Raw genomic sequence first — 24,029 nt, 5'->3', positions numbered from 1 at the left:
AGCAGCCACGCGCACAAGACTTCAATGCCTCGAACCACTTCCGAGATCGCTCACGACATCGCCAACTTCGAACCGCCGGAGGACGGCAGCTGGCGCCACCTGGACTCGCTTCTGGATGAACTCTGGCGGGCGGGCAGTCCGGAGCAAGCCATGCCCGAAATGCTGAGCGTTTTCGAGCGCTACCCGGAGGAAGACGGCTACGGGGTCATGTGGACCATCGTTCACGGATTGGAGAGCTTGCCCAACTACCAGCCTGAGCTTCTTCGCTCCCTCGCGCGACAGCCCAGCGAACTCGGCATCACGATGGTCGGGCGCATCCTGAACGCCGGCACGACGGAGATCGGCGGCGTCTCATTGCTGCAGACGCTGCACGATCTGGCGAACACGGCGGCCTCTTCGTACCTCAGGGAAGAGGCGCTCCGCGTGGCGTCGCGACCGCGCTGAACGTCCCGTCGTGAGGTGCATCGGATAGCCGCTTATTCGCATCGTGCGCCGCGATGCTCCCACGCTGCCCGGCTTAGCGATCCAGGCCCATGACCACAGAGCCTCTTCCAATCACCCGGCCCGCCATCCTCTTCGTCGCATGCGCCGCGGCGGCGGGGTTCTTCTGGTGGGCGTTCCATGAGCGGTACTACAGGCACAGGGACTGCATTGAAGTATCCGCATCCAGCTGCATCACGCCCGACGGCGCCAATCTGATCGGCGGGAGCGCCGTCTGGTTCGTGGTCGCTGGCCTCTTCACGTGCGCCTCGGTCTACTACCTGGGGGTCGTGCTTCGCCGTCGTCGGGCGAATGGCCGCTGATGGCCGGCTGAAGCGAGAGTTCAGGCACCGCCGTCTTGCCGAGCCATGACAGGCGCCTCATGCCGCGAGGCCGGCTCCGGCTGGCCATCGAGCGTGGCCCGCGCCTTGGCAAAGCAATCCACATCGGCCGGCAAGGCCACGCCGCTTTGGGCGGAGCGGGTCCAGATGTGGCTCGTGAGTTCGACCGCATTGGGATCGTCGTAGCACCCGCGCGAGATGGCGCGCACATCGGGCCAACGCTCGAAGGTCAGGCCCATCGTCGTGCCGCACGAGGGACAGAAATGAACGAAGACCTGCTTGTGGCTGCCGTCCGATCGGTGCGCGTACTGCCGAAGTTCGCCGTCGTTGAACTGCACGGCGTCGATCGGAAAAAGCGACTCGGCGTAGAAGGACGTGCCGGTCATGCGCTGGCAGAACGTGCAATGGCACGCGAACGTGCGCAGCGGCGGCTGGGTCGTGCTGAATCGGACCTTGCCGCAGAGGCAACCTCCTTTAAGTACAGCTGGCATACGGCACCCAAAAGATCGGATTCTGCCCCGGCAATTCTTTGGGGTCGACGAGCGCGCGTAGAGCGCGCAGTGGCGCGATTCGGTCATCTGACCAACGGCACAGAGCGGCAGCTTGCCGTCAGTGCTCCCTTCGTGCGTGGATCACGCGTCGTTGTGGGCGGCTACTGAATAGGACCAAACTAGATCAGTGGTCTTGGTAGTGCAGGACTTTTGAAGGGTAGCAATCAGCAGTCGAACGGCGAAGGATTGGCCGTACGAAAATTCCTTCATGACTTTCTCATCTTCGGACCAAGCATCATGGTGATGATTCCAGAACTCCAGTTTTGCCGATCCATGGACGAACTTTGATCGGAGATCATAGAGATTGCCTACGACGTTCCGACGATCCTCCCAAGAGCCAAGCCAAATCTTGGACTTTTCTGAGAGTTGACGCCTCAAGTCTCCAACACCATCACAGTAGAAGGCTTCAAGCCCTTGCATGGCACGGAAGAGCACGTCGCCGTGACGTAGCCAAGTCAATCCAACAACGTGGCTGAAAGATGCGAGTGCTCGCTGAATGCGGGAAGTGGCTAGGCCGCACTCGAGCATTCCAACGGACTTCGCCCATCTGGCGACATCTTGAATAGCGATCTGTTCCAGTGGTGGCCAGGTTGGATCGCTAGGTTCAGGAAAGCTCAGTTCTCTATAAGTACCCTTGCTATGTATCGGGTAGGACGCGAGCCCTTCGGCGCTAGCTAAGCCAGCAAGACAGTCGATGTAACCTGGGGCTGACAGCTCAGACAAGAGTTGCAAATTCTCGACAACCCCAGATAGATCCATGGCAGCGCAGGCCGCGATAAGTTCTGGCTCCAGGTCTGCGACCTTCTTGGAGTTGGCTTCTGCGAGAGAAGTCAGGTCTATCGAGATGTCTGCATCCAGCCTGACATACTCACAGAGCTTGGTGTTGGCCATGAAGCTTCGTTCTGCCATCCACTGAAGTACATCGTCTGGCGGATCTGCGAATTCAAAACCGCGCAATTCAACAGTACTGCTTAACGTACGGCAAGCAGTCTCAAGGCCGGACACCCAAGAGTCTCGAGCGACGGCGTACGCACACTGCCGTTCTGGATGGAAGATCGATGGAGTGCGGAGGGCGATCCAAGCTGTGGCTTGCGAGCTATGCATTTGCGACGCCTAACGTTTGGCATGAGCGGCAGGTACCCAGCGGTGCGGGACGACTTTCTGTTCGATGGAAAGGTTAGCCCCTAACCGCTCGCCCGTAGTGGGCAACGATGAATTCTGCCTGCAACTCATACTGGTCAAGGAGACGCAGTCAAGAAGAGGTCCTCAAAGGTACTCCTTCCTATCCAGCCCAAGTGTGCGTATGGGACGGTAGTGCGACTGGTGGGGGCTCAGGCCAGCCCCAGCTCCTTGGCCTCGGCTTCGTAGTTCGGATACGACGCCTTCATCGTCGCGCCATTGAGGATCATCTCGGCCACGAGCGTGCGCGACGGCATCTCGTAGACCTGGGTGCGCACCCACACGGACTCGGTGCGCGCGCTCTCGCTCAGCGCGATGATCTCGCGCTCCAGTTCGTAGTCCTGGTCGACGAAGAGCGGGCCCTTGATGAGGCGAATCTCCTGCCCGGCGAACAGGCCCACGGCCGGCTTGCGGCCGCCCAATTGCGCCTCGGCGCTGGTGGAGCCGAGCAGCACGCTGATCATCTCGGTCGGGATGATGGCCCGCCCCCACGGCGAGCGCTGGCCGCCTTCGGCCGTGTACCAGTCGCAGGGCTCGGTGATGACCTTGAGCTTGTCGGCGAGCGTGAAGGGGTAGTGGTCGCCCATGTGCTGGTCGAAGCCCATGCGGATTTTCTCGACGACCGCGCCGCGCTGGCCCACGCGCAGGTCGCGGTTGATGACCAGGCCCTGGGGCGGGCGCAGCTTGGCGATGCGCTGCGGCAGCTCGTGCGGGTGCTGGCCGGCATCGCCCACCGACGCGGTGCCGGTCAGCACCGGCGTGCCGTCGGCCTTCTCGGCGCGCAGGCGCACGAAGGTGGCGCCCGGCGCGGGCAGGTCGACAAAGGCGCGCACCGACTCGCCCTCGACCACCATGTTCTGGTAGTGGGCGCTGATGCAGCCGGTTTCGAACCAGGCCTGTCCGAACACATGGAACAGCAGGGGATCGAACTGGCTGAAGTGCGTCGGCCCTTCGATCGGCCCGGCGCGCAGGCCCAGCGTTTCGGCCGTCGCGTCGTCGTGGATCGACTTGTGGTCGTCGTAGGTCTGGTCGGCCAGCATCTGGCGCGGCTGGCGCAGCGGGCCGCACAGGCCCAGGGCGGTGGTGGTGAAAGGCGAGGTCATGGGGGAGGGCTCCGTGTAGCCGGCGGCGGGCGCCAGTCGAGTTCGCGATGATGGCAAAGTCTCCGCGCCGCGCCTGTCGCCTAGGGAACGCCTGATGCGGCCGGCCACACGGTCACTGGCGGTTGGCGCCCGGCAGATGCGTCGGTCGTCCTTGCATGACGGTCCGGGTGGTTGCCTGCCTCATTGCGCCTCGACGCCCAGCTCGCGCATCCGCCTGGTGATCACGTTGAACTCCTCCTTGTACGACGCCGCGAACTGCTCGGGCGTGCTGTTCATCACCTCGAAGCCCCGGCCCACGAACAGCTGGCTGACGTCGGGCGAGCCGACGATGGCGCGCACTTCACGGGCCAGCTTGTCGACGATGGGCTGTGGCGTCTTCGCCGGTGCCAGCAGCCCGATCCAGACGTTGGTGTCGTAGAGCGGGTCCTTGAAGCCCAGTTCGTTCATGGTCGGAACCTGCGGGAGCGTGGTGGAGCGCTGTCGTCCCAGCACGGCCAGCGGCACGACCTTGCCCGTTGGCACATGCTGCATCGCGCTGGGCACCGACGACAGGCCGACGTCGATGGTGCCCGACAGCAGGTCGGTCACCACGGGACCCTCACCGCGCTGCGGCACATGCACCATGCCTGCATTCAGGCCGCGGTTGAGGCTCTCGCCGGCCAGATGGCCCAGTCCGCCGACGCCCCAGGACCCGTAACTCAGCTTCGCGCCGCCCTTGGCCACCTTGGCCTTCAGGTCTTCGATGCTCTTGATGCCGGTGCCGGGGTGCGTGGAAATCAGCGCCGGGCTGCGCACCACCTGCGTGACGCCGACGAAGTCCTTCTGCGGGTCGTAGGCCAGGGTCTTGAACAGCGCCGTGTTGTTGATCTGCGAATCGGTGATGGTCATCAGCAGCGTGTAGCCGTCGGGCTTGGCGCGGCCGACTTCACCGGCGCCGATGGCGCCTGCCGCACCCGCCTTGTTGTCCACCACCACCGGCTGCCCCATCGATTTCGACAGGCGATCGCCCAGGGTGCGTGCCACGAAGTCTGTCGCGCCGCCGGCGGCGTAGGGCACGACGAGGCGGATCGGCCGCGAGGGGTAGCTCTCCTGCGCGGCGATGGGCAGCGCCAGCGTGATCGCTGCGCATGCGGCAGTCATTTTCTTGAACATGGTTGTCTCCAGTGGTGGGGTTGGGTGGTCTGCTTGTTGTTGGGGAACGTCAGAGATCGAGGACGAGCACGGCGCTGCGCGCGCGAGACACGCAGGGCAGGATGCAGGTGTGGCTGTCGCGTTCCTCGTCGCTGAGCACGAAGTCGCGGTGATCCGCCTCGCCCTCGAGCAGCGGCACCTCGCAGCTGCGGCACATGCCTTCGCGGCACGAGAAGGGAATGCTGATGTGGGCGCTTTCCAGTGCATCGAGCAGGCTCTGCCGCGGTGCGACCTCGATCCTCTGGCCACTGCGATGCAGCACCACGGTGAAGGTGCCGGCCGGCGCTGCGGGCGTGGCGGGTTCCGGCGGTGCGAAGCGTTCGAAATGGGTGGCCGCCTTGTCGATGCCGACAACGCCTGCGGCCGCGTCGACCGCGTTCATCAACCCTTCGGGGCCGCAGCAGTAGACGTGGGCGCCCGGGGCCGCACCGGCCAGCCAGCCCGCCAGGTCGGGTGGCGTGCCCGCCGCTTCCTGGTCCACGTGCAGCTGCACGCGGTCATGGTGGCGCGCCAATGTCCACGCATAGGCGGCACGGGCCCGCGTGCGCACGCAGTACAGCAGCTTCCAGGGCCTGGCGTGGGCCTCGCACCAGAGGATCATGCTCAGGATGGGCGTGATGCCGATGCCCCCGGCCACGAACACGTGCTCGGTGGCGGCCGGGTCGATGCCGAACAGGGCGCGCGGCGCGCCCACCTCGAGCACATCGCCCACGGCAAGACGCTGGTGAACGAAGGCCGAGCCGCCGCGCGAGGCTGGCGCCAGGCCCACACCGAGCACGTAGCGGTGGCGCTCCAGCGGCGAGTTGGCCAGCGAGTACTGGCGGCGGATGTCGCCGGGCAGCAGCAGGTCCACATGGGCGCCCGAGGTGAAGGGCGGCAGCGCGGTGCCGTCCTGCGCACGCAATTCCAAGCCGAGCACATCCTGCGCCTCTTGCGTGAGGCGGGTGACGAGGAGCTTCATGGCTCAGGCCTTGACGGGTTCGGGCGCTGCTGTGGCGGCAGGGCGGGCCGCGGCTTCCTCGAGCGCTTCTTCTTCCAGCCGGCGCGAGACCATCCAGCGGAACTGGTTCAGCGCGGCGTCGATGCCGAAGGCCATCATCTTGAAGTCGGGCGCCAGCGCCAGGCTCCTTTGCTGCGCGGTGATGATGTCGCGGTCTTCATCGAAGGCATCCACCACGGCCTGGTGGATCGAGTGCGTGACTTCGGGTTGGTCGATGGCGAAGTTGTGGGGATGCGCGAAGAAGTAGTGGGTGGAGTTTTCCGTCTCGGGCGTGATGGCCTGGCAGCCGCGAAATTCGATCGCACCTTCGCGGTTGCCTTCGGCAGCGCCCTGGCCGGTGGGCGCCATGCCGGAGTCCATCAGCAGGACGGCCGGGATGGTGAAGTTGTAGATGTTCCATCGATCGACCCTGCTGCCCCAGTCCTTGACCGCCTGGGCGAAAGGCGGCGGCTCGGTGTCGAGGGCCCACCGGGTGATGCGCACGCCGTTGTCGATGCGTTCGACCTTGGGCTGGGCGGCGGCGTAGTCCGCACTGCCTCCCAGCGTGGTCGGGTGCACGAAGGGCAGGTGGGAAAAGTCCAGCAGGTTGTCGCAGATCAGCAGGTAGTTGACGTCGTAGTGGATGTAGCCGTCCAGGCTGCGCCAGTGCGGGTCGTCCAGCCAGGGCGTGTCGGGGATCAGCGCAGGGTCGGCCTTGTCGGGAGCGCCCATCCAGATCCAGACCCAGCGGTGGCGTTGCACCACCGGGAAGCTGCGCACCCTGGCCTGGATGGGAATGCGCTTCTGGGCGGGCGCCTCGATGCACTGGCCCGAGGCGTCGAACTTCAGGCCGTGGTACATGCAGCGCACGCAGTCGCCTTCTCGCCGCCCCACCGACAGGGGCGCGCCGCGGTGGCAGCAGCGGTCTTCCATGGCGACGATCTCGCCGTCGTCCTTGCGGTACATGAGAACGGGCACGCCGATGATGGTGCGGGCGAACAGGCCCTGCGGCGTGAGCTCGTTGTCCCAGGCAGCCACGTACCAGGTGTTTTTGATGAACATGGGGCGTCTCCTTTGTTGTTCGCCGCGTCCGAGTCACGGCATGGGCAGAGCGTAGGACGAGGGTTCCCATGTATCAATGTCATTTCAGTCATTCCTAGAATGCGCGACATGCATGCTGAAAACCTCGACCTGAATTTGCTGGCGGTCTTCGACGCGATGTTTCGTGAGGCCAGTGTCACGAAGGCCTCGCAGGGCCTCGGACTGACGCAGAGTGCGATGAGCCATGCGCTCAACCGGCTGCGTGCTTTCTTCGACGACCCCTTGTTCGTCAAGGTCGGCAGCCGCATGGAGCCCACGCGCAAGGCCGAGGGCATGCGCGCTGCGGTGGTGGAGGTGATGACCACCGTGCGCCAGCAGATCCTGGCGGGCGCCCGGTTCGAGCCCGCACTGGCGCGACGCACCTTCACCCTGTGCATGACCGACATGGGCGAACTGGTGTTCCTGCCGCCGCTGCTCGAGCGCTTCAAGAAGGAGGCGCCCGGGTGTTCGCTGCGCACGCTGCAGGTGCCGCTCGAGCAGGTCGAAGGGCTGCTTGCGTCAGGCGAGGCCGACCTGGCGGTGGGGTCCATCCGTGCGGCGCCCGAGGGGCTGTTTCATCAGCGCCTGTTCCTGCACTCCTTCGTGACCATCGCCAGCGCGCGGAACAAGGACATCGGCGCCACCCTCACGCGCGAGCGCTTCGAGGCGATGCGGCACATCGTGGTCTCGCTCACCGGCCACTCGGCGGAGAGCTACGACAAGGTGCTGGAAGACCAGGGCATCCGCCGCACCGTGGCCGTGATGACGCCCCACTTCCTGATGGTTCCGCTCCTGATGGACCGGCACGCCGATCTGCTCGCGACGGTGCCGCGCGAACTGGCGGAGGTCTTCGCCCGCATGGGCACGGTGCGCATGTTCGAGCCGCCGGTGCCCGTGCCCCAGTTTCAACTCAACCAGCACTGGCATCCGCGCTTTCACCACGACCCTGCCGTGGTCTGGCTGCGCGATGTGATGAAACATACCTTCGAGCACTACCCGCGCATCACCACGCAGGCCGGTCCTCCGGCCAGGAAAGGGGCGCGAGCCAAGTCGCGTTGACGTGCCGGCCGGCATCGACTTTTCCTCTGCTGCGAGCCTCATCCCCCACCCGTTTCTGCGTGCCCGCTTGTTCGAGCGGCCGCGCACTGTTACAAAGGGCGTCTCCATGCGCTCGCCCACCATTCTTTTCGTTTCGCTGCTCTGGCTTGTCGTGGCCGCCCCGGCCGCGCAGGCGGAGGTGGTGCGTTGCACCGATGCCGACGGGCGCATCGTTTACACCGACGGCGCCTGCCCGCCGGGTACCAGGCAGTCGCGGCAGCTGCGCATCGACGAGCCGCCGCCTGCGCCGCCGCGTGCCTCCAGCGAGGAAGACACGCCGCGTCGTTCGGACTACACGGCACCGTCCGCGCCACCGCCGCAGCCCGCGCCCTCGGGGCCGGCCATCATTCCGCGCTACCCGGTGGGCGAGGCGCCCGCGGCCGACCCGGGGCCGACCTACATCTGGGGTGGCGATCCGTACTACGGCCCGCCGCGACCGGGGTATCACCCCCGGCCGCCGCGTCCGCCGCGCGATCCTGGGCCGCCACCCGGCCAGCGGCCGTGCAATCTCGCGGGCATCAAGCGCAACAACTGCTGAGCGCGTTCGTTCTCTTTTCTCTGCTTCCTGCTTCTTCATGACCGTTGCCGCGCCCGAGCGCCTTTCCCCGTGGGTCGTCCATTGCGACGGCAGCGCCATGCCGAACCCCGGGCGCATGGGCGTCGGCGTTGTCATCACGCAGCCCGACGGCACCCGCCACACCTTCTCGCAGGCCACGCACACCACGGGCTGCAACAACGAGGCCGAGCTGCGGGCGCTCACGCTCGCGCTGCGCGAACTGCAGGCGCGCGGCGCCACGGCGGTGCAGGCCTTCAGCGACAACAGCACGCTGGTCGAACAGCTGAGCGGCGCTGCCGACGTGCGGCCGATCGTGCGCATGGCGCCGCTGTTCGATGAGGCGCGCGCGCTGTTGCAGGGCTTCGACGAGGCGCGCGTGCAATGGATTCCGCGCCACCGCAACGGCGAGGCCGACGCGCTCGCGCGGGCCGCGCTGGGCTTCGGGCCGAAGCCGCCGCCCAAGGCCTGGAAGAAGCGGCGCTAGCGGCGCCCGCAAAGGGGCATGCGGCAGGTTCTATCATTCGGGTCGATTCAGACACCCGTTTTCCCATGACCGAAGAAGCCACCTCCAAGCCCACGCTGCCCGACCATCTCTCGACCGATCCGCGCAGCCCGCACCACATTCCCGCCGTGTTCGAGCACCCGATCGGCATCCGCTTCAACGGCAAGGACCGCCTGGACGTCGAGGAATACTGCATCAGCGAAGGCTGGATCAAGGTGCCCGCCGGCCGCACGCTGGACCGCAAGGGCTATCCGCTGCTGATCAAGCTCAAGGGCGCTGTCGAGGTGTACTACCGCGACTGACGGCCCGGGGGCACGCGCCCCACCGTTCCTGCTTTTTTCTTTCAACGCCACTGCAGCAGCAGCGACCACGGCTGCCGGCTCATGTGGCGATCGATGCATGCGCTGCCGCCCGCCGTGCAGCCTTCGGGCAGGTAGCTCGGGTCCAGCAGCCGCGTGCCGGGCGCAAAGGCCAGGCGCCGCAAGGTGACCGACTGCAGCACGTTGCCACCCACGGCATCGAAGCCCGCACCGTCCACGCCCACCACCACATCGCAGTGCATCGGCAACGGCGCGCCGCCCGTCGGGCGCCCAGTGAGCCACTCGCCGATCTTGCCGAAGCCGTCGAGCGCGGCACCGCGCGGGCCGCGTGCATGGCAGACGAGATCGCCCGGGCGCGGCGGCGTGCGCATCAGGTCGCAGGCGCGCAAGGCTTGCGGGGTCGCGCGGCCCGCCGCTTCATCGATGCCGGCCTGCCACGCGGCGCCCGCGTAGTCGACGTGGGCCTCGGAGAAGACGAACTCGTCGGCACCGAGCCCGGCCTCGCGCGCGACCCAGCTGATGAACGCGGCGGACCAGGGCGTGTCGATCACCGCGACGCGCTGCAGGGCCACTTCGAGGGCGCGCTGGTCCGACGCGTCCAGCCCCTGGCCGGGGCCGACACCCAGGCCTTGCAGGCGCGCGGCGCTCGCCTGGTTCAGCGCGTCGGTCAATCGCGTGCGGTCGGCCGCGTGCGGGGCGCCGAAGCGAACTAGCGAGGGCAACCGCTCGCTCGACGGATCGACCGCGCGCCAGTAGCGCAGCACGCGTTGCCATGCGGGCTGCGCGTCGATCGGATAGCGCGTGTCTTCTGCTTCCGAATAGCCAGACTCGGTGAGTCGGCCTTCGGCGTCCATGGTCTGGCTGCCGAAGGCAACGTGCTCTTGTCGGGCCAGCGCGGCCATTGCGAGGGCGCGTGGCGGCGGCGGAATGTAGGAGGCCGTGGCAAGGCAGCCGGAAGCGGCCGATGCGAAGGTCGGCGCCGCCGCGAACGCCAGGGCTGCGCACAGCGTGCGCGCGGCGTGGTGCAGCGGTTGTGTGAGCGCGGAGGAGGGTGCGATGACGGGCGGTGGCGACATGTGAGGCGAGCATAGCGGGGCACTGCCCGTGGCAAGCAGAATGCGGGGCGCTCCCTGAAGCGCCGGGCCGTCCGGTGCAGGCGCTCCACCGTGAAGCTCAAGACCATCCTGCTGCGAATCCTCGGTGTCATCGCCGGCCTCGTTGTCGTGGGCTATGCCGCGTTCCAGTGGAGCCCGTGGCCTTCGGTGCTGATGATTCGTTACGCCTTCGGCAAGGGCTCGGACGCTGCATCGCAGTCGCTGCAGAAGCACGTGCCGCCCGGTATCGCGGCGGTGCTCGACCAGCACTACGACGAGGCCGATCCGGATGCCTACCTCGACGTGTTCCGCCCGGCCTCGGCGGGCACTCGGCCCTTGCCCACCATCGTGTGGGTGCACGGCGGCGCCTGGGTCTCGGGCCACCGGCTCGACGTGGCGAACTACGCGCGCGTGTTGGCGGGGCAGGGCTTCACCGTGGTGGCCGTCGGTTATTCGATCGCGCCGGGCGAGGGCTATCCGGTGCCGGTGCGGCAGGTGAACACGGCGCTGGGTTATCTGGTGCGCGAGGCGGCACGGCTGGGCGTGGACCCCGCGCGGCTCGTGCTGGCCGGCGACTCGGCGGGCGCGCACATCGTCGCGCAGGTTGCGAACGCCGTGGCCGTGCCGGGCTACGCGAAAGCCGTCGGTCTCACGCCCGTCATCGCGCGCGAGCAGCTGCGCGGCATGCTGCTGCACTGCGGGGCCTACGACGCGGCGCAGGCCAAACTCGACGGTGCCTTCGGCGGCTTCCTGCGGACCGTGTTCTGGTCGTACAGCGGCAGCAAGGATTTCCAGAACGCGCCGGCCTTCGAGACTGCGTCGGTGCGCCGTTATGTGACCGGGGCCTTTCCGCCGTCGTTCATCACCGCGGGCAACGGCGATCCGCTCGAAGGGCAGTCGCGGTCGATGGCGCAGACGTTGACCGCGAAGGGCGTGCAGGTCGACAGCCTGTTCTTCCCCGCCGATCAAACGCCGGCGTTGCCGCACGAGTACCAGTTCAACCTCGACGATGCGCCGGGACGGCTGGCGCTGGAGCGCTCGCTGCAGTTCTTGCGGCGCGTCACGGCGCCGTAGCTAGGTCAGCCCTGGGGCTTGCTCGGCAGGTCGCCTTCGCGCAGCTTGCGGCCGACCCACATCAGGCCGGTTTCATAGTCGGCGCTGCCGACCTGCACGCCGCCCACGGTGCGCAGCGCACCGGTGCCGTCGTCGGTGGCCGGGCCTTCGCCCGTGAGGTCGCCGGGGACCAGCAGGCGGCCGTCCTTCAGGAAGTCGGCGATGCGCAGCTGGCGCATGCCGCGGCCCCAATGCCAGTGCTGCTTGAGGTCGAAGGATTTCGGCGATGGCGCGGGTTTGGATTTCTTCACGGGATGTCGGGGAGAGGCTTGCGAAGGGTCGCGTCGGCGCGATCAAACGTACAAGTGAACGCACCATGAAAAAAGCCTGCTACCTTGTGGGTAGCAGGCTTTCCAGCGTTGCCGCGATGTTGGTTGGTGGGCCCTGAGTGACTCGAACACTCGACCTACGGATTAAGAGTCCGCTGCTCTACCAACTGAGCTAAGAGCCCTTGCTTTGAAAACCGTTAGTGTTTTCTGGCAAGACCACGAGTATATACCAATCTTTTTGGGACTTCAAAAATTTTCTGCACATTTGTACGAGAGCGTTAGGATGCGCGACCGTCGGGGCCCCGCCCCACCCCCTATCCGAGGAGTTTTCGATGAGCGATGCAAGCAACACGCCCCATGTACTGATCACCGGCGCCGCGGGCGCGCTGGGCCGGGCCGTGGCCCAGCACTTTCTTGACCAGGGCGCGCGGCTCGCGCTGGTCGATCACCACGCCGGTCGCCTGGCCGAAGTCTTCCCGGGCCTGGACAACTCGCAGCACCTGCTGCTGGCTGGCGACGTGACCTCGGCGCCCGACATGGCCGCGCTCACCGGCCAGGTGCTGCAGGCCTTCGGCCGCGTCGACGCGCTGGTGCACATCGCCGGCGGCTTCGAGATGGGCGAGGCGACGCACGCACTCACGCGTGCGAGCTGGGACCGGATGATGAACCTCAACGCCTGGTCGTTCGTCGCCGTGACGCAGGCCGTGCTGCCCTCGATGATCGAGCGCCGCGCGGGCCGCATCGTCGCGGTGACGGCCAAGGTGGCGGCGCGCGGCCTGCCGGCGATGGCGGCGTACATCGCGTCGAAGAGCGCGCTGCAGCGCCTCGTGGAGTCGATGGCGGCCGAGGCCGCGCCGCACGGCGTGAACATCAACAGCGTGGCGCCCAGCGTGCTCGACACGCCGGCCAACCGCCAGGCGATGCCCGACGCGAACCCGGCCGAGTGGGTGTCGACCTCGGTTGCGGCGCAGACCATCGGCTTCCTGGCATCGCCGGGCGCCGCAGCATTGCACGGCCAGCACCTGACGCTCGACGCCTGACATTTCCCGGCCGCAGCGCACAGCTGCAAATGAAAAAGGCCTTGGCGATTGCCAAGGCCTTTTTGCTGGGTCGGTTGGTGGAGAGGAGGAGGATCGAACTCCCGACCTCCGCATTGCGAACGCGGCGCTCTCCCAGCTGAGCTACCCCCCCAACACAGCCCACATTTTATCCAGCCGCGCATTTCCATGCACGCGGCCGTGCCAAGATGCGCCCCGGAAAAACAAGGAGCAAACACCGCATGGAAGCGCACGACCCCGCCTGGCTGGAAGGCATGTACAACAACCTGGCGCGGGTGAAGGACCACCCCGCGTACTTCGCGCGCTGGGGGCGCGATTCCGCCGCGGCGCGCGACACGCTGCCGTGCCGCATCGACGTGCCCTACGGCACCGGCCCGAACGAAACGCTCGACGTCTTTCCGGCGCCTGTGCCCGATGCGCCGGTGCTGGTCTTCATTCACGGCGGCTACTGGCGCGCCATGGACAAGAAGGACCACTCGTTCATCAGCCCCGCCTTCCACGACCGCGGCATCTGCGTGGTGCAGCCCAACTACGCGCTGTGCCCGGGCCCGGTCGACCAGCCGGTGACGGTGCCGGGCATCCTGCTGCAGATGGTGCGGGCGCTCGAATGGACGTGGCGCCATGTGGCGACCTATGGCGGCGACCCGTCGCGCATCACCGTCGCGGGGCATTCCGCAGGCGGCCACATGGCGGCCGCGTTGCTGGCCTGCGACTGGAAAGCGGTCGCGCCCGACCTGCCCGCGCAACTCGTGCGCAATGCGTTGTCGGTGTCGGGGTTGTTCGATCTGCGTCCGTTGCAGCGCACGCCGTTCCTCGAGCACACGCTGAAGCTCACCGATGCCGACGCGCGGCGCGCGAGCCCGGCGCTGTGGCCCGCGCCGGCGCGCGGCCAGCTCTATGCGGCGGTGGGGGGCAACGAGAGCGCGGAGTTCATCCGCCACAACGCGATGATCCGCGAGGCGTGGGGCCGACACACCGTGCCGGTGTGCGAGGTGCTGCCGGGGCTCGACCACTTCGGCGTGGTCGATGCGCTGGCCGATCCGGCGCACGCGCTGCATCGCTACGCAGTGCAGCTGCTCGAGGCCTGAAAGAAAAGACGGGCGGAGGGCCGCCCGTCGCGCTTACATCAGCAGGTGTTCGCCGGCGTTGTCGCCGCCCAGCGTGACGTAGTTGACCTTGCGGATGTCCATCAGCGTGCGGCCGCCCGCGTAGCTGATCGAGCTTTGCACGTCCTGCTCCATCTCGACCAGCGTGTCGGCCAGCTTGCCCTTGATGGGCTCGAGGATGCGCTTGCCTTCGACGTGCTTGTACTCGCCCTTGTTGAAGTCGCTGGCCGAGCCGTAGTACTCCTTGAAGAGCGTGCCGTCGACGTCGACCGTCTTGCCCGGCGATTCTTCGTGGCCCGCGAACAGCGAGCCGATCATGACCATCGACGCGCCGAAGCGGATGCTCTTGGCGATGTCGCCGTGGTCGCGGATGCCGCCGTCGGCAATGATCGGCTTGGTGGCCACGCGCGCGCACCACTTGAGCGCCGACAGCTGCCAGCCGCCCGTGCCGAAGCCGGTCTTGAGCTTGGTGATGCAGACCTTGCCTGGGCCGATGCCGACCTTGGTGGCGTCGGCGCCCCAGTTCTCCAGGTCGATCACCGCTTCGGGCGTGCCGACGTTGCCGGCGATCACGAACGACTTGGGCAGCTTGGCCTTGAGGTAGCCGATCATGTTCTTCACGCTGTCGGCATGGCCGTGCGCGATGTCGATGGTGATGTATTCGGGCACGAGGCCTTGGGCCACCATCTGGTCGACGGTGTCGTAGTCGGGCTTCTTCACGCCCAGCGAGATCGAGGCGAACACGCCCTTGCCCTGCATGTCTTTCACGAACTGGATGTTGTCCAGGTCGAAGCGGTGCATCACGTAGAAGTAGCCGTTCTGCGCGAGCCACAGGCAGATCGACTCGTCGACCACCGTTTTCATGTTGGCAGGCACCACCGGCAGGCGGAAGGTGCGTTCGCCCAGCGTGACGCTGGCGTCGCATTCCGAGCGGCTTTCCACGCGGCATTTGCGCGGCAGCAGAAGGATGTTGTCGTAATCGAAGATTTGCATGACCAGGCTCCTGAAAGGAATCGTTGAGTGGAACGAATGAGCGCTTGGTCCGGCCGGTTCTCGTGGTCGCGTCATGAAAATGACGGCCAAAAAAAACCGGACGCAAGAAACTTGGGCCCGGTGATTGATTTTACGGCCATGGCGATGATGCGCAAGTCGTCGAGGCGTATTGACCCTATGGGTTGCTGCGTATACCCGACGACCATGGTGCGGCTCTTCCTCAGAACCGGTAGCCGATGCCTACGCCGAACAGCCACGGGTCGACCTTCACGGTCGACAGCTGCACGCCATTCATGTTCACTGCGCTGCGGATGCGCAGCTTCTTCACGTCGAGGTTGAGGTAGGTGTTCTTCGCCACCTCGATGTCGACGCCGGCGCCCAGCGCGAGGCCGAAGCTTTCGTTCTGCAGCTGCAGGCGCCCGACCGTCGGCACCTGCAGGCTGACGCTGCTCAGGCGCGTGTAGTTCAGGCCCGCGCCGATGTAGGGCCGGATCTTCGCGGTCGGCATGAAGTGGTACTGCAGCATCAGCGAGGGCGGCAGGTGCTTGAAGGTGCCGATGTCCACCGGGCCGCCCAGCGCGCTCTGTTGCACGGTGACCGTCTGTTTCTGCGGCACCGTCAGCACCAGCTCGGCGGCGATGTTCGGCGTGAAGAAGTAGGTGACGTCGAGCTCGGGAATGGTCTTGCTGTTGACCGTGATGGCATCGGCCGGAATCGACAGGTCGGCCACCGGGGCCGAGTGGTTCGCCGGCTTCAGGTACACGGCGCGGGCGCGCACCAGCCAGTTGCCTTGTGCTTCCTGCGCGGCGGCCGGCAGGACGGCCATGGCGCCGAGCAGGGCGGCGAGGCAGGCGGGGGCGAGTTTCTTGGGCATGGGTTCTCCAGTGACGGCCGGCGCGCAGGGCCGGCAACTGGAAGGCAGTCTCCCGCCGGGCATGGCCGCCTCGCTTGATCTGTCGCAAGCGCGGCGGGCCCGCGCACGCCGGCGGGCCCGGCCTTGATCCAGGTCATGCCTGCAGGGGCAAGCGCGCTCGGCGAGGCCCTGGGCGGGGCAGCTTTCTACAATGGCACCCATGCTCCCTCACGACCTGTTTTCCGGCGCGTCCGCAGCCGATACGGGCGGCCCTGCCTCGCCGTTGCTGAACAACCTCAACGCCGAGCAGCTTGCTGCCGTCACGCTGCCCGCGGGCAATGCCCTCATCCTCGCCGGTGCCGGCTCCGGCAAGACGCGGGTGCTCACCACCCGCATCGCCTGGCTGCTGCAGACGGGGCAGGTGTCCGCCGGCGGCATCCTGGCCGTCACCTTCACCAACAAGGCCGCCAAGGAAATGATGACGCGGCTGACCGCGATGCTGCCGGTGAACGTGCGCGGCATGTGGATCGGCACCTTCCACGGCCTGTGCAACCGCCTGCTGCGCGCGCACTGGAAGCTGGCGAACCTGCCCTCGACCTTCCAGATCCTCGACACGCAAGACCAGCTCTCGGCCATCAAGCGCCTGATGAAGCAGTTCAACGTCGACGACGAGCGCTTTCCGGCCAAGCAGACGCAGTGGTTCATCGCCGGCGCCAAGGAAGACGGCCTGCGCCCCGGCGACATCGAGGCCCGCAGCGACGACGACCGCAAGAAGGTCGAGCTCTACCAGCTGTACGAAGAGCAGTGCCAGCGCGAAGGCGTGGTCGACTTCGGCGAGCTGATGCTGCGCAGCTACGAGCTGCTGCGCGACAACGAGCCCGTGCGCGAGCACTACCAGCGGCGCTTCCGCCACATCCTGGTCGACGAGTTCCAGGACACCAACCGCCTGCAGTACGCATGGCTGAAGATGCTCGCGGGCCACACGGCGATCGGCGGCCACTTCACGCCGGGCGAGCACAACAGCGTGATCGCCGTGGGCGACGACGACCAGAGCATCTACGCCTTCCGCGGCGCGCGCGTGGGCAACATGACCGACTTCGTGCGCGAGTTCGACGTGCGCCGCCAGATCGTCCTGGAGCAGAACTACCGCAGCTACAGCAACATCCTCGATTCGGCCAACGAGCTCATCAGCCACAACAAGAAGCGCCTGGGCAAGAACCTGCGCACCGATCAGGGGCCGGGCGAGCCTGTGCGCGTGTACGAATCGCCCACCGACCTCGCCGAAGCGCAGTGGATGGTCGAGGAAATGCGCCAGCTGGCGCGCGACGGCTTCGACCGCAAGGAAATGGCCGTGCTCTACCGCAGCAACGCGCAGAGCCGGGTGATCGAAACGGCGCTGTTCAATGCCTCGGTGCCGTACCGCGTGTACGGCGGCCTGCGCTTCTTCGAACGCGCCGAAATCAAGCATGCGCTGGCCTACCTGCGCCTGCTCGAGAACAAGGACGACGACACCAGCTTCCTGCGTGTCGTCAACTTCCCGCCGCGCGGCATCGGCGCGCGCACGCTCGAAAGCCTGCAGGACGCGGCGCGCGCCGCCGGGCGTTCGCTGCACGACGCGGTGAGCGCGGTCGGCGGCAAGGCCGGCTCGAACCTCACGGCCTTCGTCGCCAAGATCGACGTGCTGCGCGAGCAGACGCAAGGTGTGAGCCTGCGCGAGATCATCGAGCTGGTGCTCGACCACAGCGGCCTCGTCGAACACTACAAGGCCGATCGCGAAGGTGCCGACCGCCTGGAGAACTTGGACGAACTCGTGAACGCGGCTGAAAGCTTCGTCACGCAGGAAGGCTTCGGCCGCGACGCCGTGGCGCTGCCGGTCGACGAACTGCGCCAGTCGCCCGCCAGCCAGGGGCTCGACCCCAGCCGGCCGGTGCTCGACGAGCCGCTGGCACCCGATGCCGAAACCGGCGAAACGCTGAGCCCGCTCGCGGCCTTCCTGACGCACGCAGCGCTCGAGTCGGGCGACAACCAGGCGCAGGCCGGCCAGGACGCGGTGCAGCTCATGACCGTGCACGCCGCCAAGGGCCTGGAGTTCGACTGCGTGTTCATCACCGGCATGGAAGAGGGCCTGTTCCCGCACGAGAACTCGATGAGCGATTTCGAGAGCCTCGAGGAAGAACGCCGCCTGATGTACGTGGCCATCACGCGCGCCCGCAAGCGCCTGTACCTGAGCCACTCGCAGACGCGCATGCTGCACGGCCAGACCCGCTACAACGTCAAGAGCCGCTTCTTCGACGAGCTGCCGGAAAGCGCACTCAAGTGGCTCACGCCGAAGAACCAGGGCTTTGCGCCCTCGGCCTTCGGCTATGGCGGCGGCTACGGCAGCACGCGCGGCGGTGCCGGTGGCTACGGTGGTGGGGGTGGCGGCAATCGCTACAGCGGGGGCGGCAGCAGCGCCGGCAAGGACACCTTCGCCAGCCCGCCCGTGCCGCCGCAGAAGACCGCGCCGTCGCACGGCCTGCGCTCAGGCATGCAGGTGTTCCACAACAAGTTCGGCGAGGGCACGGTGACCGCGCTCGAAGGCACCGGCGACGATGCGCGGGCACAGGTGAAGTTCGCGCGCCACGGCGTGAAGTGGCTGGCGCTGTCGGTGGCGAAGCTCACGCCGGTCTGAGTCCGGCGGTCCCGCTTGCCCGAAAGGGCAGCGGGCGATGCCCGCTCAGTTCGCGTCGAAGCTGTCGCGGAACGTGAACCAGGTCGAGGCCAGCGACATCGCCGCCAGCACCAGCGCGGTGCCGATCATCAGGATGTTGCCGATCGCCAGGGCCGCGCCGTCGGAGCCCATGGCGCCGACGCCGATCAGCACGGTGGCGAGCAGGCCGATGGCGATGCCCGCGAGCATGAACACGCCGAACCACGCCAGGCCGAACAGCGCGTAGGCGCCGAAGTTGCGGAACAGCGCGACGATGCTGAAGAAGACGCTCTTCACCGGCTCCACGCGGTGCCAGTGCACCAGCGCCGGCGCATGCCACATGGCCAGCGACAGCGGCAGGTTCAGGCACATCAGCAGCGTGCGCGCCGTGAGGAACTCGCTGCTCTTCATGACTTCGGGCGTCACCGCTTCGTCGAACAGGTAGGCGCGCATGAGCTGGCCGCCGTCGACCAGCGCCGTCAGCGTGACGGCCAGCACGAAGTACACGGCCGAGATCACGCCCAGCACCACCAGCGAGCGCCATTCGGTGCGCATGGCGTCGAACACCGCGATGAACATGGCCGAGCCCGTGGGGCGGCCCAGGTCGCCCGCATTGCCCAGGCCGTCGGCGTTGTCGGTTGCGGCCACCGAGGTCGCGACCATCAGGCCGAGGGTCATGAAGGGCAGCAGGATCGGTGCGAGCACGCTGCCGAGCAGCGGCAGCATCGACACCGTCGAGATCATCGCCATCAGCAGGAAGAACAGCGAGATGAAGGCCAGCGGCTGGCGCCAGAAGGTCTTGAGTCCGAGGCGGACCCAGTCGAAGCCGGTGCGCGCCGGCACGAGGTGGAGTTTCATGTGGGGGTCAGAAGGTGTGAATGAATCCGGCGTGGCCGAGCAGGCCGCCCAGACGCGCCCAATCAAGGCGCAAAGCGCAGCCATAGCTTGGGCTATGGCGAGCATTTGCAACGCAGAGTGGGTGTGTCTGGGCGGGATGAGCGGGCATGGCGGGTTCGGTCACACCTTCTTTAGGCTGCCAGCGCCGGTTCGAGGACGTGGGCGATGGCGTGCGGGTGGGTGGCGCGCTCGCGCAGCACGCGCTCGAAGTGCGTCGGGTCGTGGGGCTTGAGCATGCTGGCCTCGCGTGGCAGGTGGAAGTCCCACAGGCGCGAGATCCAGAAGCGCAGCGCGGCGGCGCGCAGCATCGCGGGCAGCAGGGCGCGCTCGGAGGCGTTCAGCCTGCGCACGCTCTCATACGCGGCGAGCAAGGCGTCGGCGCGGGCGGCGTCGTGCCGGCCGCTGGCCAGGTCGATGGCCCAGTCGTTCAGGCACACGGCCAAGTCGAACAGCCAGGTGTCGGTGCCGGCGAAGTAGAAGTCGAACACGCCCGTGAGGCGCGGCGGCGCATCAGGCCCGCCGTCGGTCGCGAACATCACGTTGTCGCGGAACATGTCGGCATGCACCGGGCCGCGCGGCAGCGCCGCGTAGGCCGACGATTCGGCGACATGGTTCTGGTAGGCCAGCTCGGCGCGCAGCAGCGCCGACTGGGCCTCGTCCATGTGGGGCAGCACCACCGGGGCGGTCTCGTTCCACCAGGGCAGGCCGCGCAGGTTGGGCTGGATGCGCGGGTAGTCGCGCCCGGCCAGGTGCATGCGGGCCAGCATGGCGCCCAGTTCGGCGCAGTGGGCGGCCGTGGGGGCCAGCTCGCTGCGGCCCGAGAGCTTCTGCACCAGCGCCGCGGGCTTGCCGGCCACGCGGTGCAGCAGCTCGCAGGGCGCCTGCGCGGGGATCGACAGCGCATGGCCGGTCGGCGGCGCCACGGCCGGGTCGGCCACGGGCGCGGGCACCGGCAGGCCGGCACCGGCCAGGTGCTTCATGAGGCAAAGGTAGTACGGCAGCTGCTCGGCGCTCAGGCGCTCGAACAGCGTCAGCACGAATTCGCCCGACTCGGTGGTGGCGAAGTAGTTGGTGTTCTCGATGCCGCCCTCGATGCCGCGCAGCTCGCGCAGGGTGCCCATGCCAAGGCGCTGGACGAGCGCGTCTGCCTCGCCGAACTGGACTTCGGTAAAAACTGCCATGGCGATGCTCAGCGCCGGACGGCGGCTGCGGGAGAAAAGAGGGAGGGCGGGAAGGAGAACGACAGCGTCACGGTCAGAACTTCAGCACGTTCCAGACACGCGGGCCGTTGCCGCCGCTGTTCGCGTCGCCGGTCGTGCCGGGGCGGGCGCTGCCGCCGTCGTTGGGCAGCACTTCGTAACCGGGCATGTTCGACTTGGGCTTGACGTTGATGCTCTGCGTGCGGCCGCCGTAGCGCACCTCGTCGACCGAGGCGCCGCTGTCTTCCGTGTGGATGTGCTCGACCTTCTGGTTGCGCCGGCCGTCGGCCTGCTCCTGATTTTGTAGCGGTTCCGCCGGGGCCGGCTTGGCGGCGGGCGCGGCCGGCGCCTGCGCGAGGGCGGCAACGGGGGTGGCGAAAGCCAGCGCCAGCAGGATGCGGCGGGCGACCAGGAGTGGGGAGCTAGGCATGCACGGATTGTAGGCGTGCACCCGCTGGCGGCGTGTCGGCCGCCAGCCGACCCTGGTGTCGTTCCGGACGCCGGTCCGGGCACGGCAAAATGCCCCGATGACCGACAAGAAAACGCTGCTGCTCGTCGATGGCTCGAGCTACCTGTACCGGGCCTTCCACGCGATGCCCGATCTGCGCGCCGTGCCCGGCGACCCCAAGAGCCCGGCCACTGGGGCGATCCGGGGCATGATCAACATGATGACCGCGCTGCGCCGCGAGGTGCGCGCCGACTACGCGGCCTGCATCTTCGACGCCCCCGGCAAGACCTTCCGCGACGACTGGTACCCCGAGTACAAGGCCAACCGCTCGCCGATGCCCGACGACCTGCGCAGCCAGATCGACCCCATCCACGAAGTGGTCAAGCTGCTCGGCTGGCCGGTGCTCACGGTGCCCGATGTCGAGGCCGACGACGTGATCGGCACGCTCGCCAAGGTGGCGGCCGCGCAGGGCGTCGAAGTGATCGTGTCCAGCGGCGACAAGGACCTGAGCCAGCTGGTCGACGAGCACATCACCATCATCGACACGATGAACGGCAAGAAGCGCGACATCGCCGGCGTGACGGCCGAGTTCGGCGTGCCGCCCAGCCTCATGGTCGACTACCAGACGCTCATCGGCGACACGGTCGACAACGTGCCCGGCGTGCCCAAGGTCGGCCCCAAGACAGCGGCCAAATGGCTGCTCGAATACGGCTCGCTCGATGCGCTGGTCGAACGCGCCGCCGAAGTGAAGGGCGCCGCCGGCGAAAACCTGCGCCAGGCGCTCGACAAGCTGCCGCTGAGCAAACGCCTCGTCACCATCCGCACCGACTGCGACCTGAACGGCCATGTCGAAGGCCTGCCCTCGCTCGAAGGCCTGCCCGTTGGCGCGCCGCAGACGGCCGAGCTGAAGCCCTTCTACGAGAAGTTCGGTTTCAAGAGCCTGGTCAAGTCGCTCGAAGCGCAGGAAGTGCCGCCCGAGCTGATCGAAGAGAACGCCAAGAAGAAGGCCGCCGCCAAGGCCGACCGCGACCAGGGCGGCCTGTTCGACGAGCCCTCCGAGCTGGACGCCCAAGAGGCCGCCGCGCCCGCGAGCAACCTCAAGTACGACACGATCATGGAATGGGCGCAGTTCGACGCCTGGCTCGCCAAACTCGAGGCCGCCGAACTCACGGCCATCGACACCGAGACCACCTCGCTGGACGAAATGGTCGCGCAGATCGTGGGCATCAGCTTCAGCGTCACGCCGGGCGAAGCGGCCTACATTCCGCTCACGCACAACTACCCCGACGCGCCCGCGCAGCTGCCCATCGACGAGGTGCTCGCCAGGCTCAAGCCCTGGCTCGAGAACGCCGACAAGAAGAAGCTCGGCCAGCACATCAAGTACGACCGCCACGTGTTCGCCAACCACGGCATCGAGGTGCAGGGCTACGCCCACGACACCATGCTGCAAAGCTACGTGCTCGAAGTGAACAAGCCGCACGGCCTGTCGTCCCTGGCCGAGCGCCACCTGGGGCGCAGCGGCATCTCGTACGAAGACCTGTGCGGCAAGGGCGCGCACCAGATCCCGTTCAGCCAGGTCGACATCGCCAAGGCCGCCGAGTACTCGTGCGAAGACAGCGACCAGACGCTCGACGTGCACCACGCGCTGTGGCCCCTGCTGCAGAAGGAAGAAAAGCTGGCCTACATCTACCAGCTCGAAATGGATTCGAGCGAGGCGCTGTACCGCATCGAGCGCAACGGCGTGTTGATCGATGCGCCCACGCTGGCCGCGCAGAGCCACGACCTGGGCACGCGCATCATGGCGCTGGAGCAGGAGGCCTACGACATCGCGGGCCAGCCCTTCAACCTGGGTTCGCCCAAGCAGATCGGCGAGATCTTCTTCACCAAGCTGGGCTTGCCCGTGGTCAAGAAGACGCCGAGCGGCGCGCCCAGCACCGACGAAGAAGTGCTCGAGAAGCTGGCCGAAGACTATCCGCTGCCCGCCAAGATCCTCGAGCACCGCGGCCTCTCGAAGCTCAAGGGCACCTACACCGACAAGCTCGGCCAGCTGGCCAACCCGCGCACCGGCCGTGTGCACACGCACTACGCGCAGGCCGTGGCCGTCACGGGCCGCCTCAGCAGCAACGACCCCAACCTGCAGAACATCCCGATCCGCACGCCCGAAGGCCGGCGCGTGCGCGAGGCCTTCGTGGCACCGGCGGGCAGCGTGATCGCCAGTGCCGACTACTCGCAGATCGAGCTGCGCATCATGGCCCACATCAGCGGCGACGAGTCGCTGCTGCGCGCCTTCACCGACGGCGTCGACGTGCACCGCGCCACGGCCGCCGAGGTGTTCGGCACCACGCCCGACCAGGTGTCCAGCGAGCAGCGCCGCTACGCCAAGGTCATCAACTTCGGGCTCATCTACGGCATGAGCAGCTTCGGCCTGGCGAAGAACCTGGGCATCGAGACCAAGGCCGCGGCTTCGTACATCGATCGCTACTTTGCGCGCTACCCGGGCGTGAAGACCTACATGGACCAGATCGTGGAGTTCGCGCGCGACAAGGGCTATGTCGAGACCGTGTTCGGCCGGCGCCTCTACCTGAGCGAGATCAACGGCGGCAACGGCCCCCGCAAGAAGGCGGCCGAACGCCAGGCCATCAACGCGCCGATGCAGGGCACGGCGGCCGACCTCATCAAGCTCAGCATGGTCAAGGTACAGAACGTGCTTGACGAAGAAAAGCGCGCCACCAGGATGATCATGCAGGTGCACGACGAACTGGTGTTCGAAGTGCCCGAGGCCGAGGTCGAATGGGTGCGCACCGAAATCCCGCGCCTGATGGCCGGCGTGGCGGCGCTCAAGGTGCCGCTGCTCGCCGAGATCGGCGTCGGTCCCAACTGGGACAAGGCCCACTGATCCTCACTGATCCACGTTCGCACGATCCCCAAGA

Annotated in this window: 24 protein-coding genes and 2 tRNA genes; 11 read left to right on the top strand and 15 right to left on the bottom strand. The window is 67.2% G+C overall.

What is annotated here, in order from left to right; all coding sequences use genetic code 11:
• The first annotated feature begins 24 nt into the window (after nucleotides 1-24).
• The gene (locus AC1RLW_RS17455) at nucleotides 25-444 is read left to right on the top strand and encodes a hypothetical protein (RefSeq protein WP_493194164.1); all 420 of its coding nucleotides are present in this window, start codon (nucleotides 25-27) and stop codon (nucleotides 442-444) included.
• An 89-nt stretch (nucleotides 445-533) separates the two neighbouring features.
• Nucleotides 534-803: a hypothetical protein gene (locus AC1RLW_RS17450; protein WP_493194162.1), complete on the top strand. Its 270-nt coding sequence runs from the start codon at nucleotides 534-536 to the stop codon at nucleotides 801-803.
• Nucleotides 804-823: 20 nt separating this feature from the next.
• On the opposite strand, the gene AC1RLW_RS17445 is transcribed toward AC1RLW_RS17450, so the two are convergent.
• The 6 genes from AC1RLW_RS17445 to AC1RLW_RS17420 all read right to left on the bottom strand — a co-directional run bounded on the left by AC1RLW_RS17445 (nucleotide 824) and on the right by AC1RLW_RS17420 (nucleotide 6,886).
• A complete protein-coding gene (locus AC1RLW_RS17445) occupies nucleotides 824-1,312 on the bottom strand; it encodes a GFA family protein (RefSeq protein WP_493194679.1) in 489 nt (162 codons plus the stop codon).
• A 141-nt stretch (nucleotides 1,313-1,453) separates the two neighbouring features.
• Entirely contained in the window at nucleotides 1,454-2,263 is an 810-nt protein-coding gene (locus AC1RLW_RS17440; RefSeq protein WP_493194161.1) for a hypothetical protein, read from the bottom strand.
• A 440-nt stretch (nucleotides 2,264-2,703) separates the two neighbouring features.
• Nucleotides 2,704-3,654: a hypothetical protein gene (locus AC1RLW_RS17435; protein ID WP_493194159.1), complete on the bottom strand. Its 951-nt coding sequence runs from the start codon at nucleotides 3,652-3,654 to the stop codon at nucleotides 2,704-2,706.
• Between the two features lie 180 nt (nucleotides 3,655-3,834).
• A complete protein-coding gene (locus tag AC1RLW_RS17430) occupies nucleotides 3,835-4,806 on the bottom strand; it encodes a Bug family tripartite tricarboxylate transporter substrate binding protein (protein ID WP_492694522.1) in 972 nt (323 codons plus the stop codon).
• Nucleotides 4,807-4,855: 49 nt separating this feature from the next.
• The gene (locus AC1RLW_RS17425; RefSeq protein ID WP_492694523.1) at nucleotides 4,856-5,806 is read right to left on the bottom strand and encodes a PDR/VanB family oxidoreductase; all 951 of its coding nucleotides are present in this window, start codon (nucleotides 5,804-5,806) and stop codon (nucleotides 4,856-4,858) included.
• 3 nt (nucleotides 5,807-5,809) lie between these two features.
• Nucleotides 5,810-6,886: an aromatic ring-hydroxylating dioxygenase subunit alpha gene (locus AC1RLW_RS17420; RefSeq protein WP_493194156.1), complete on the bottom strand. Its 1,077-nt coding sequence runs from the start codon at nucleotides 6,884-6,886 to the stop codon at nucleotides 5,810-5,812.
• Between the two features lie 108 nt (nucleotides 6,887-6,994).
• On the opposite strand from AC1RLW_RS17420, the gene AC1RLW_RS17415 reads away from it, so the two are divergent.
• The 4 genes from AC1RLW_RS17415 to AC1RLW_RS17400 all read left to right on the top strand — a co-directional run bounded on the left by AC1RLW_RS17415 (nucleotide 6,995) and on the right by AC1RLW_RS17400 (nucleotide 9,362).
• Nucleotides 6,995-7,963 carry a LysR family transcriptional regulator gene (locus tag AC1RLW_RS17415; RefSeq protein WP_492694527.1) on the top strand — a complete coding sequence of 323 codons (969 nt, stop codon included), beginning with the start codon at nucleotides 6,995-6,997 and terminating at the stop codon, nucleotides 7,961-7,963.
• 106 nt (nucleotides 7,964-8,069) lie between these two features.
• Nucleotides 8,070-8,540: a DUF4124 domain-containing protein gene (locus tag AC1RLW_RS17410; RefSeq protein WP_493194155.1), complete on the top strand. Its 471-nt coding sequence runs from the start codon at nucleotides 8,070-8,072 to the stop codon at nucleotides 8,538-8,540.
• Between the two features lie 37 nt (nucleotides 8,541-8,577).
• Nucleotides 8,578-9,042 (top strand): ribonuclease HI family protein, encoded by a 465-nt coding sequence (locus tag AC1RLW_RS17405; protein ID WP_307694482.1) that lies wholly within the window; start codon nucleotides 8,578-8,580, stop codon nucleotides 9,040-9,042.
• A 65-nt stretch (nucleotides 9,043-9,107) separates the two neighbouring features.
• Nucleotides 9,108-9,362 carry a DUF3297 family protein gene (locus AC1RLW_RS17400; RefSeq protein ID WP_062468964.1) on the top strand — a complete coding sequence of 85 codons (255 nt, stop codon included), beginning with the start codon at nucleotides 9,108-9,110 and terminating at the stop codon, nucleotides 9,360-9,362.
• Between the two features lie 41 nt (nucleotides 9,363-9,403).
• On the opposite strand, the gene AC1RLW_RS17395 is transcribed toward AC1RLW_RS17400, so the two are convergent.
• Nucleotides 9,404-10,456 (bottom strand): DUF2272 domain-containing protein, encoded by a 1,053-nt coding sequence (locus AC1RLW_RS17395; protein WP_493194154.1) that lies wholly within the window; start codon nucleotides 10,454-10,456, stop codon nucleotides 9,404-9,406.
• A 90-nt stretch (nucleotides 10,457-10,546) separates the two neighbouring features.
• On the opposite strand from AC1RLW_RS17395, the gene AC1RLW_RS17390 reads away from it, so the two are divergent.
• Nucleotides 10,547-11,548 carry an alpha/beta hydrolase gene (locus AC1RLW_RS17390; protein WP_492694535.1) on the top strand — a complete coding sequence of 334 codons (1,002 nt, stop codon included), beginning with the start codon at nucleotides 10,547-10,549 and terminating at the stop codon, nucleotides 11,546-11,548.
• A gap of 5 nt (nucleotides 11,549-11,553) precedes the next feature.
• On the opposite strand, the gene AC1RLW_RS17385 is transcribed toward AC1RLW_RS17390, so the two are convergent.
• Together AC1RLW_RS17385 and AC1RLW_RS17380 are read right to left on the bottom strand one after the other, a co-directional pair.
• Entirely contained in the window at nucleotides 11,554-11,838 is a 285-nt protein-coding gene (locus AC1RLW_RS17385; protein WP_062468955.1) for a hypothetical protein, read from the bottom strand.
• 124 nt (nucleotides 11,839-11,962) lie between these two features.
• A tRNA-Lys gene (locus tag AC1RLW_RS17380) sits at nucleotides 11,963-12,038 on the bottom strand.
• 150 nt (nucleotides 12,039-12,188) lie between these two features.
• On the opposite strand from AC1RLW_RS17380, the gene AC1RLW_RS17375 reads away from it, so the two are divergent.
• A complete protein-coding gene (locus AC1RLW_RS17375) occupies nucleotides 12,189-12,896 on the top strand; it encodes an SDR family NAD(P)-dependent oxidoreductase (protein ID WP_095946812.1) in 708 nt (235 codons plus the stop codon).
• A 75-nt stretch (nucleotides 12,897-12,971) separates the two neighbouring features.
• Here the strand turns inward: AC1RLW_RS17375 and AC1RLW_RS17370 are convergent.
• A tRNA-Ala gene (locus AC1RLW_RS17370) sits at nucleotides 12,972-13,047 on the bottom strand.
• Nucleotides 13,048-13,135: 88 nt separating this feature from the next.
• Between AC1RLW_RS17370 and AC1RLW_RS17365 the strand changes: the two genes are divergently transcribed.
• The gene (locus AC1RLW_RS17365) at nucleotides 13,136-14,002 is read left to right on the top strand and encodes an alpha/beta hydrolase (RefSeq protein WP_493194152.1); all 867 of its coding nucleotides are present in this window, start codon (nucleotides 13,136-13,138) and stop codon (nucleotides 14,000-14,002) included.
• A 33-nt stretch (nucleotides 14,003-14,035) separates the two neighbouring features.
• On the opposite strand, the gene AC1RLW_RS17360 is transcribed toward AC1RLW_RS17365, so the two are convergent.
• Together AC1RLW_RS17360 and AC1RLW_RS17355 are read right to left on the bottom strand one after the other, a co-directional pair.
• The gene (locus AC1RLW_RS17360; protein ID WP_095744259.1) at nucleotides 14,036-15,013 is read right to left on the bottom strand and encodes a GMP reductase; all 978 of its coding nucleotides are present in this window, start codon (nucleotides 15,011-15,013) and stop codon (nucleotides 14,036-14,038) included.
• 220 nt (nucleotides 15,014-15,233) lie between these two features.
• On the bottom strand, nucleotides 15,234-15,887 hold the full coding sequence (locus AC1RLW_RS17355) for an OmpW/AlkL family protein (protein ID WP_492694541.1): 654 nt from the start codon (nucleotides 15,885-15,887) through the stop codon (nucleotides 15,234-15,236).
• Nucleotides 15,888-16,086: 199 nt separating this feature from the next.
• On the opposite strand from AC1RLW_RS17355, the gene AC1RLW_RS17350 reads away from it, so the two are divergent.
• Nucleotides 16,087-18,537 (top strand): UvrD-helicase domain-containing protein, encoded by a 2,451-nt coding sequence (locus AC1RLW_RS17350; RefSeq protein WP_492694543.1) that lies wholly within the window; start codon nucleotides 16,087-16,089, stop codon nucleotides 18,535-18,537.
• A gap of 45 nt (nucleotides 18,538-18,582) precedes the next feature.
• On the opposite strand, the gene AC1RLW_RS17345 is transcribed toward AC1RLW_RS17350, so the two are convergent.
• The 3 genes from AC1RLW_RS17345 to AC1RLW_RS17335 all read right to left on the bottom strand — a co-directional run bounded on the left by AC1RLW_RS17345 (nucleotide 18,583) and on the right by AC1RLW_RS17335 (nucleotide 21,081).
• Nucleotides 18,583-19,413 (bottom strand): BPSS1780 family membrane protein, encoded by an 831-nt coding sequence (locus AC1RLW_RS17345; protein WP_062468943.1) that lies wholly within the window; start codon nucleotides 19,411-19,413, stop codon nucleotides 18,583-18,585.
• A gap of 170 nt (nucleotides 19,414-19,583) precedes the next feature.
• Nucleotides 19,584-20,633, bottom strand: a complete 1,050-nt coding sequence (locus AC1RLW_RS17340) for a homoserine kinase (protein ID WP_492694545.1) — start codon at nucleotides 20,631-20,633, stop codon at nucleotides 19,584-19,586.
• 73 nt (nucleotides 20,634-20,706) lie between these two features.
• Nucleotides 20,707-21,081: a hypothetical protein gene (locus AC1RLW_RS17335; RefSeq protein WP_062468938.1), complete on the bottom strand. Its 375-nt coding sequence runs from the start codon at nucleotides 21,079-21,081 to the stop codon at nucleotides 20,707-20,709.
• A gap of 97 nt (nucleotides 21,082-21,178) precedes the next feature.
• Between AC1RLW_RS17335 and polA the strand changes: the two genes are divergently transcribed.
• On the top strand, nucleotides 21,179-23,995 hold the full coding sequence (polA, locus tag AC1RLW_RS17330) for a DNA polymerase I (protein WP_493194150.1): 2,817 nt from the start codon (nucleotides 21,179-21,181) through the stop codon (nucleotides 23,993-23,995).
• The last annotated feature ends 34 nt before the right edge of the window (nucleotides 23,996-24,029 follow it).

Source organism: Variovorax sp. GW822-FHT04A09, from assembly GCF_058801005.1.
Note: the sequence above shows the minus strand (reverse complement) of the source record. Positions and strands in the feature narration are given on the sequence as shown.

Coding starts and splice junctions, on each gene's coding strand:
- AC1RLW_RS17395 (WP_493194154.1), bottom strand. CDS start 10,456: ATGTCGCCACCGCCCGTCATCGCACCCTCCTCCGCGCTCACACAACCG.
- AC1RLW_RS17450 (WP_493194162.1), top strand. CDS start 534: ATGACCACAGAGCCTCTTCCAATCACCCGGCCCGCCATCCTCTTCGTC.
- AC1RLW_RS17340 (WP_492694545.1), bottom strand. CDS start 20,633: ATGGCAGTTTTTACCGAAGTCCAGTTCGGCGAGGCAGACGCGCTCGTC.
- AC1RLW_RS17345 (WP_062468943.1), bottom strand. CDS start 19,413: ATGAAACTCCACCTCGTGCCGGCGCGCACCGGCTTCGACTGGGTCCGC.
- AC1RLW_RS17430 (WP_492694522.1), bottom strand. CDS start 4,806: ATGTTCAAGAAAATGACTGCCGCATGCGCAGCGATCACGCTGGCGCTG.
- AC1RLW_RS17400 (WP_062468964.1), top strand. CDS start 9,108: ATGACCGAAGAAGCCACCTCCAAGCCCACGCTGCCCGACCATCTCTCG.
- AC1RLW_RS17375 (WP_095946812.1), top strand. CDS start 12,189: ATGAGCGATGCAAGCAACACGCCCCATGTACTGATCACCGGCGCCGCG.
- AC1RLW_RS17440 (WP_493194161.1), bottom strand. CDS start 2,263: ATGGCCAACACCAAGCTCTGTGAGTATGTCAGGCTGGATGCAGACATC.
- AC1RLW_RS17410 (WP_493194155.1), top strand. CDS start 8,070: ATGCGCTCGCCCACCATTCTTTTCGTTTCGCTGCTCTGGCTTGTCGTG.
- polA (WP_493194150.1), top strand. CDS start 21,179: ATGACCGACAAGAAAACGCTGCTGCTCGTCGATGGCTCGAGCTACCTG.
- AC1RLW_RS17350 (WP_492694543.1), top strand. CDS start 16,087: ATGCTCCCTCACGACCTGTTTTCCGGCGCGTCCGCAGCCGATACGGGC.
- AC1RLW_RS17445 (WP_493194679.1), bottom strand. CDS start 1,312: ATGCCAGCTGTACTTAAAGGAGGTTGCCTCTGCGGCAAGGTCCGATTC.
- AC1RLW_RS17365 (WP_493194152.1), top strand. CDS start 13,136: ATGGAAGCGCACGACCCCGCCTGGCTGGAAGGCATGTACAACAACCTG.
- AC1RLW_RS17335 (WP_062468938.1), bottom strand. CDS start 21,081: ATGCCTAGCTCCCCACTCCTGGTCGCCCGCCGCATCCTGCTGGCGCTG.
- AC1RLW_RS17420 (WP_493194156.1), bottom strand. CDS start 6,886: ATGTTCATCAAAAACACCTGGTACGTGGCTGCCTGGGACAACGAGCTC.
- AC1RLW_RS17355 (WP_492694541.1), bottom strand. CDS start 15,887: ATGCCCAAGAAACTCGCCCCCGCCTGCCTCGCCGCCCTGCTCGGCGCC.
- AC1RLW_RS17360 (WP_095744259.1), bottom strand. CDS start 15,013: ATGCAAATCTTCGATTACGACAACATCCTTCTGCTGCCGCGCAAATGC.
- AC1RLW_RS17455 (WP_493194164.1), top strand. CDS start 25: ATGCCTCGAACCACTTCCGAGATCGCTCACGACATCGCCAACTTCGAA.
- AC1RLW_RS17435 (WP_493194159.1), bottom strand. CDS start 3,654: ATGACCTCGCCTTTCACCACCACCGCCCTGGGCCTGTGCGGCCCGCTG.
- AC1RLW_RS17425 (WP_492694523.1), bottom strand. CDS start 5,806: ATGAAGCTCCTCGTCACCCGCCTCACGCAAGAGGCGCAGGATGTGCTC.
- AC1RLW_RS17415 (WP_492694527.1), top strand. CDS start 6,995: ATGCATGCTGAAAACCTCGACCTGAATTTGCTGGCGGTCTTCGACGCG.
- AC1RLW_RS17405 (WP_307694482.1), top strand. CDS start 8,578: ATGACCGTTGCCGCGCCCGAGCGCCTTTCCCCGTGGGTCGTCCATTGC.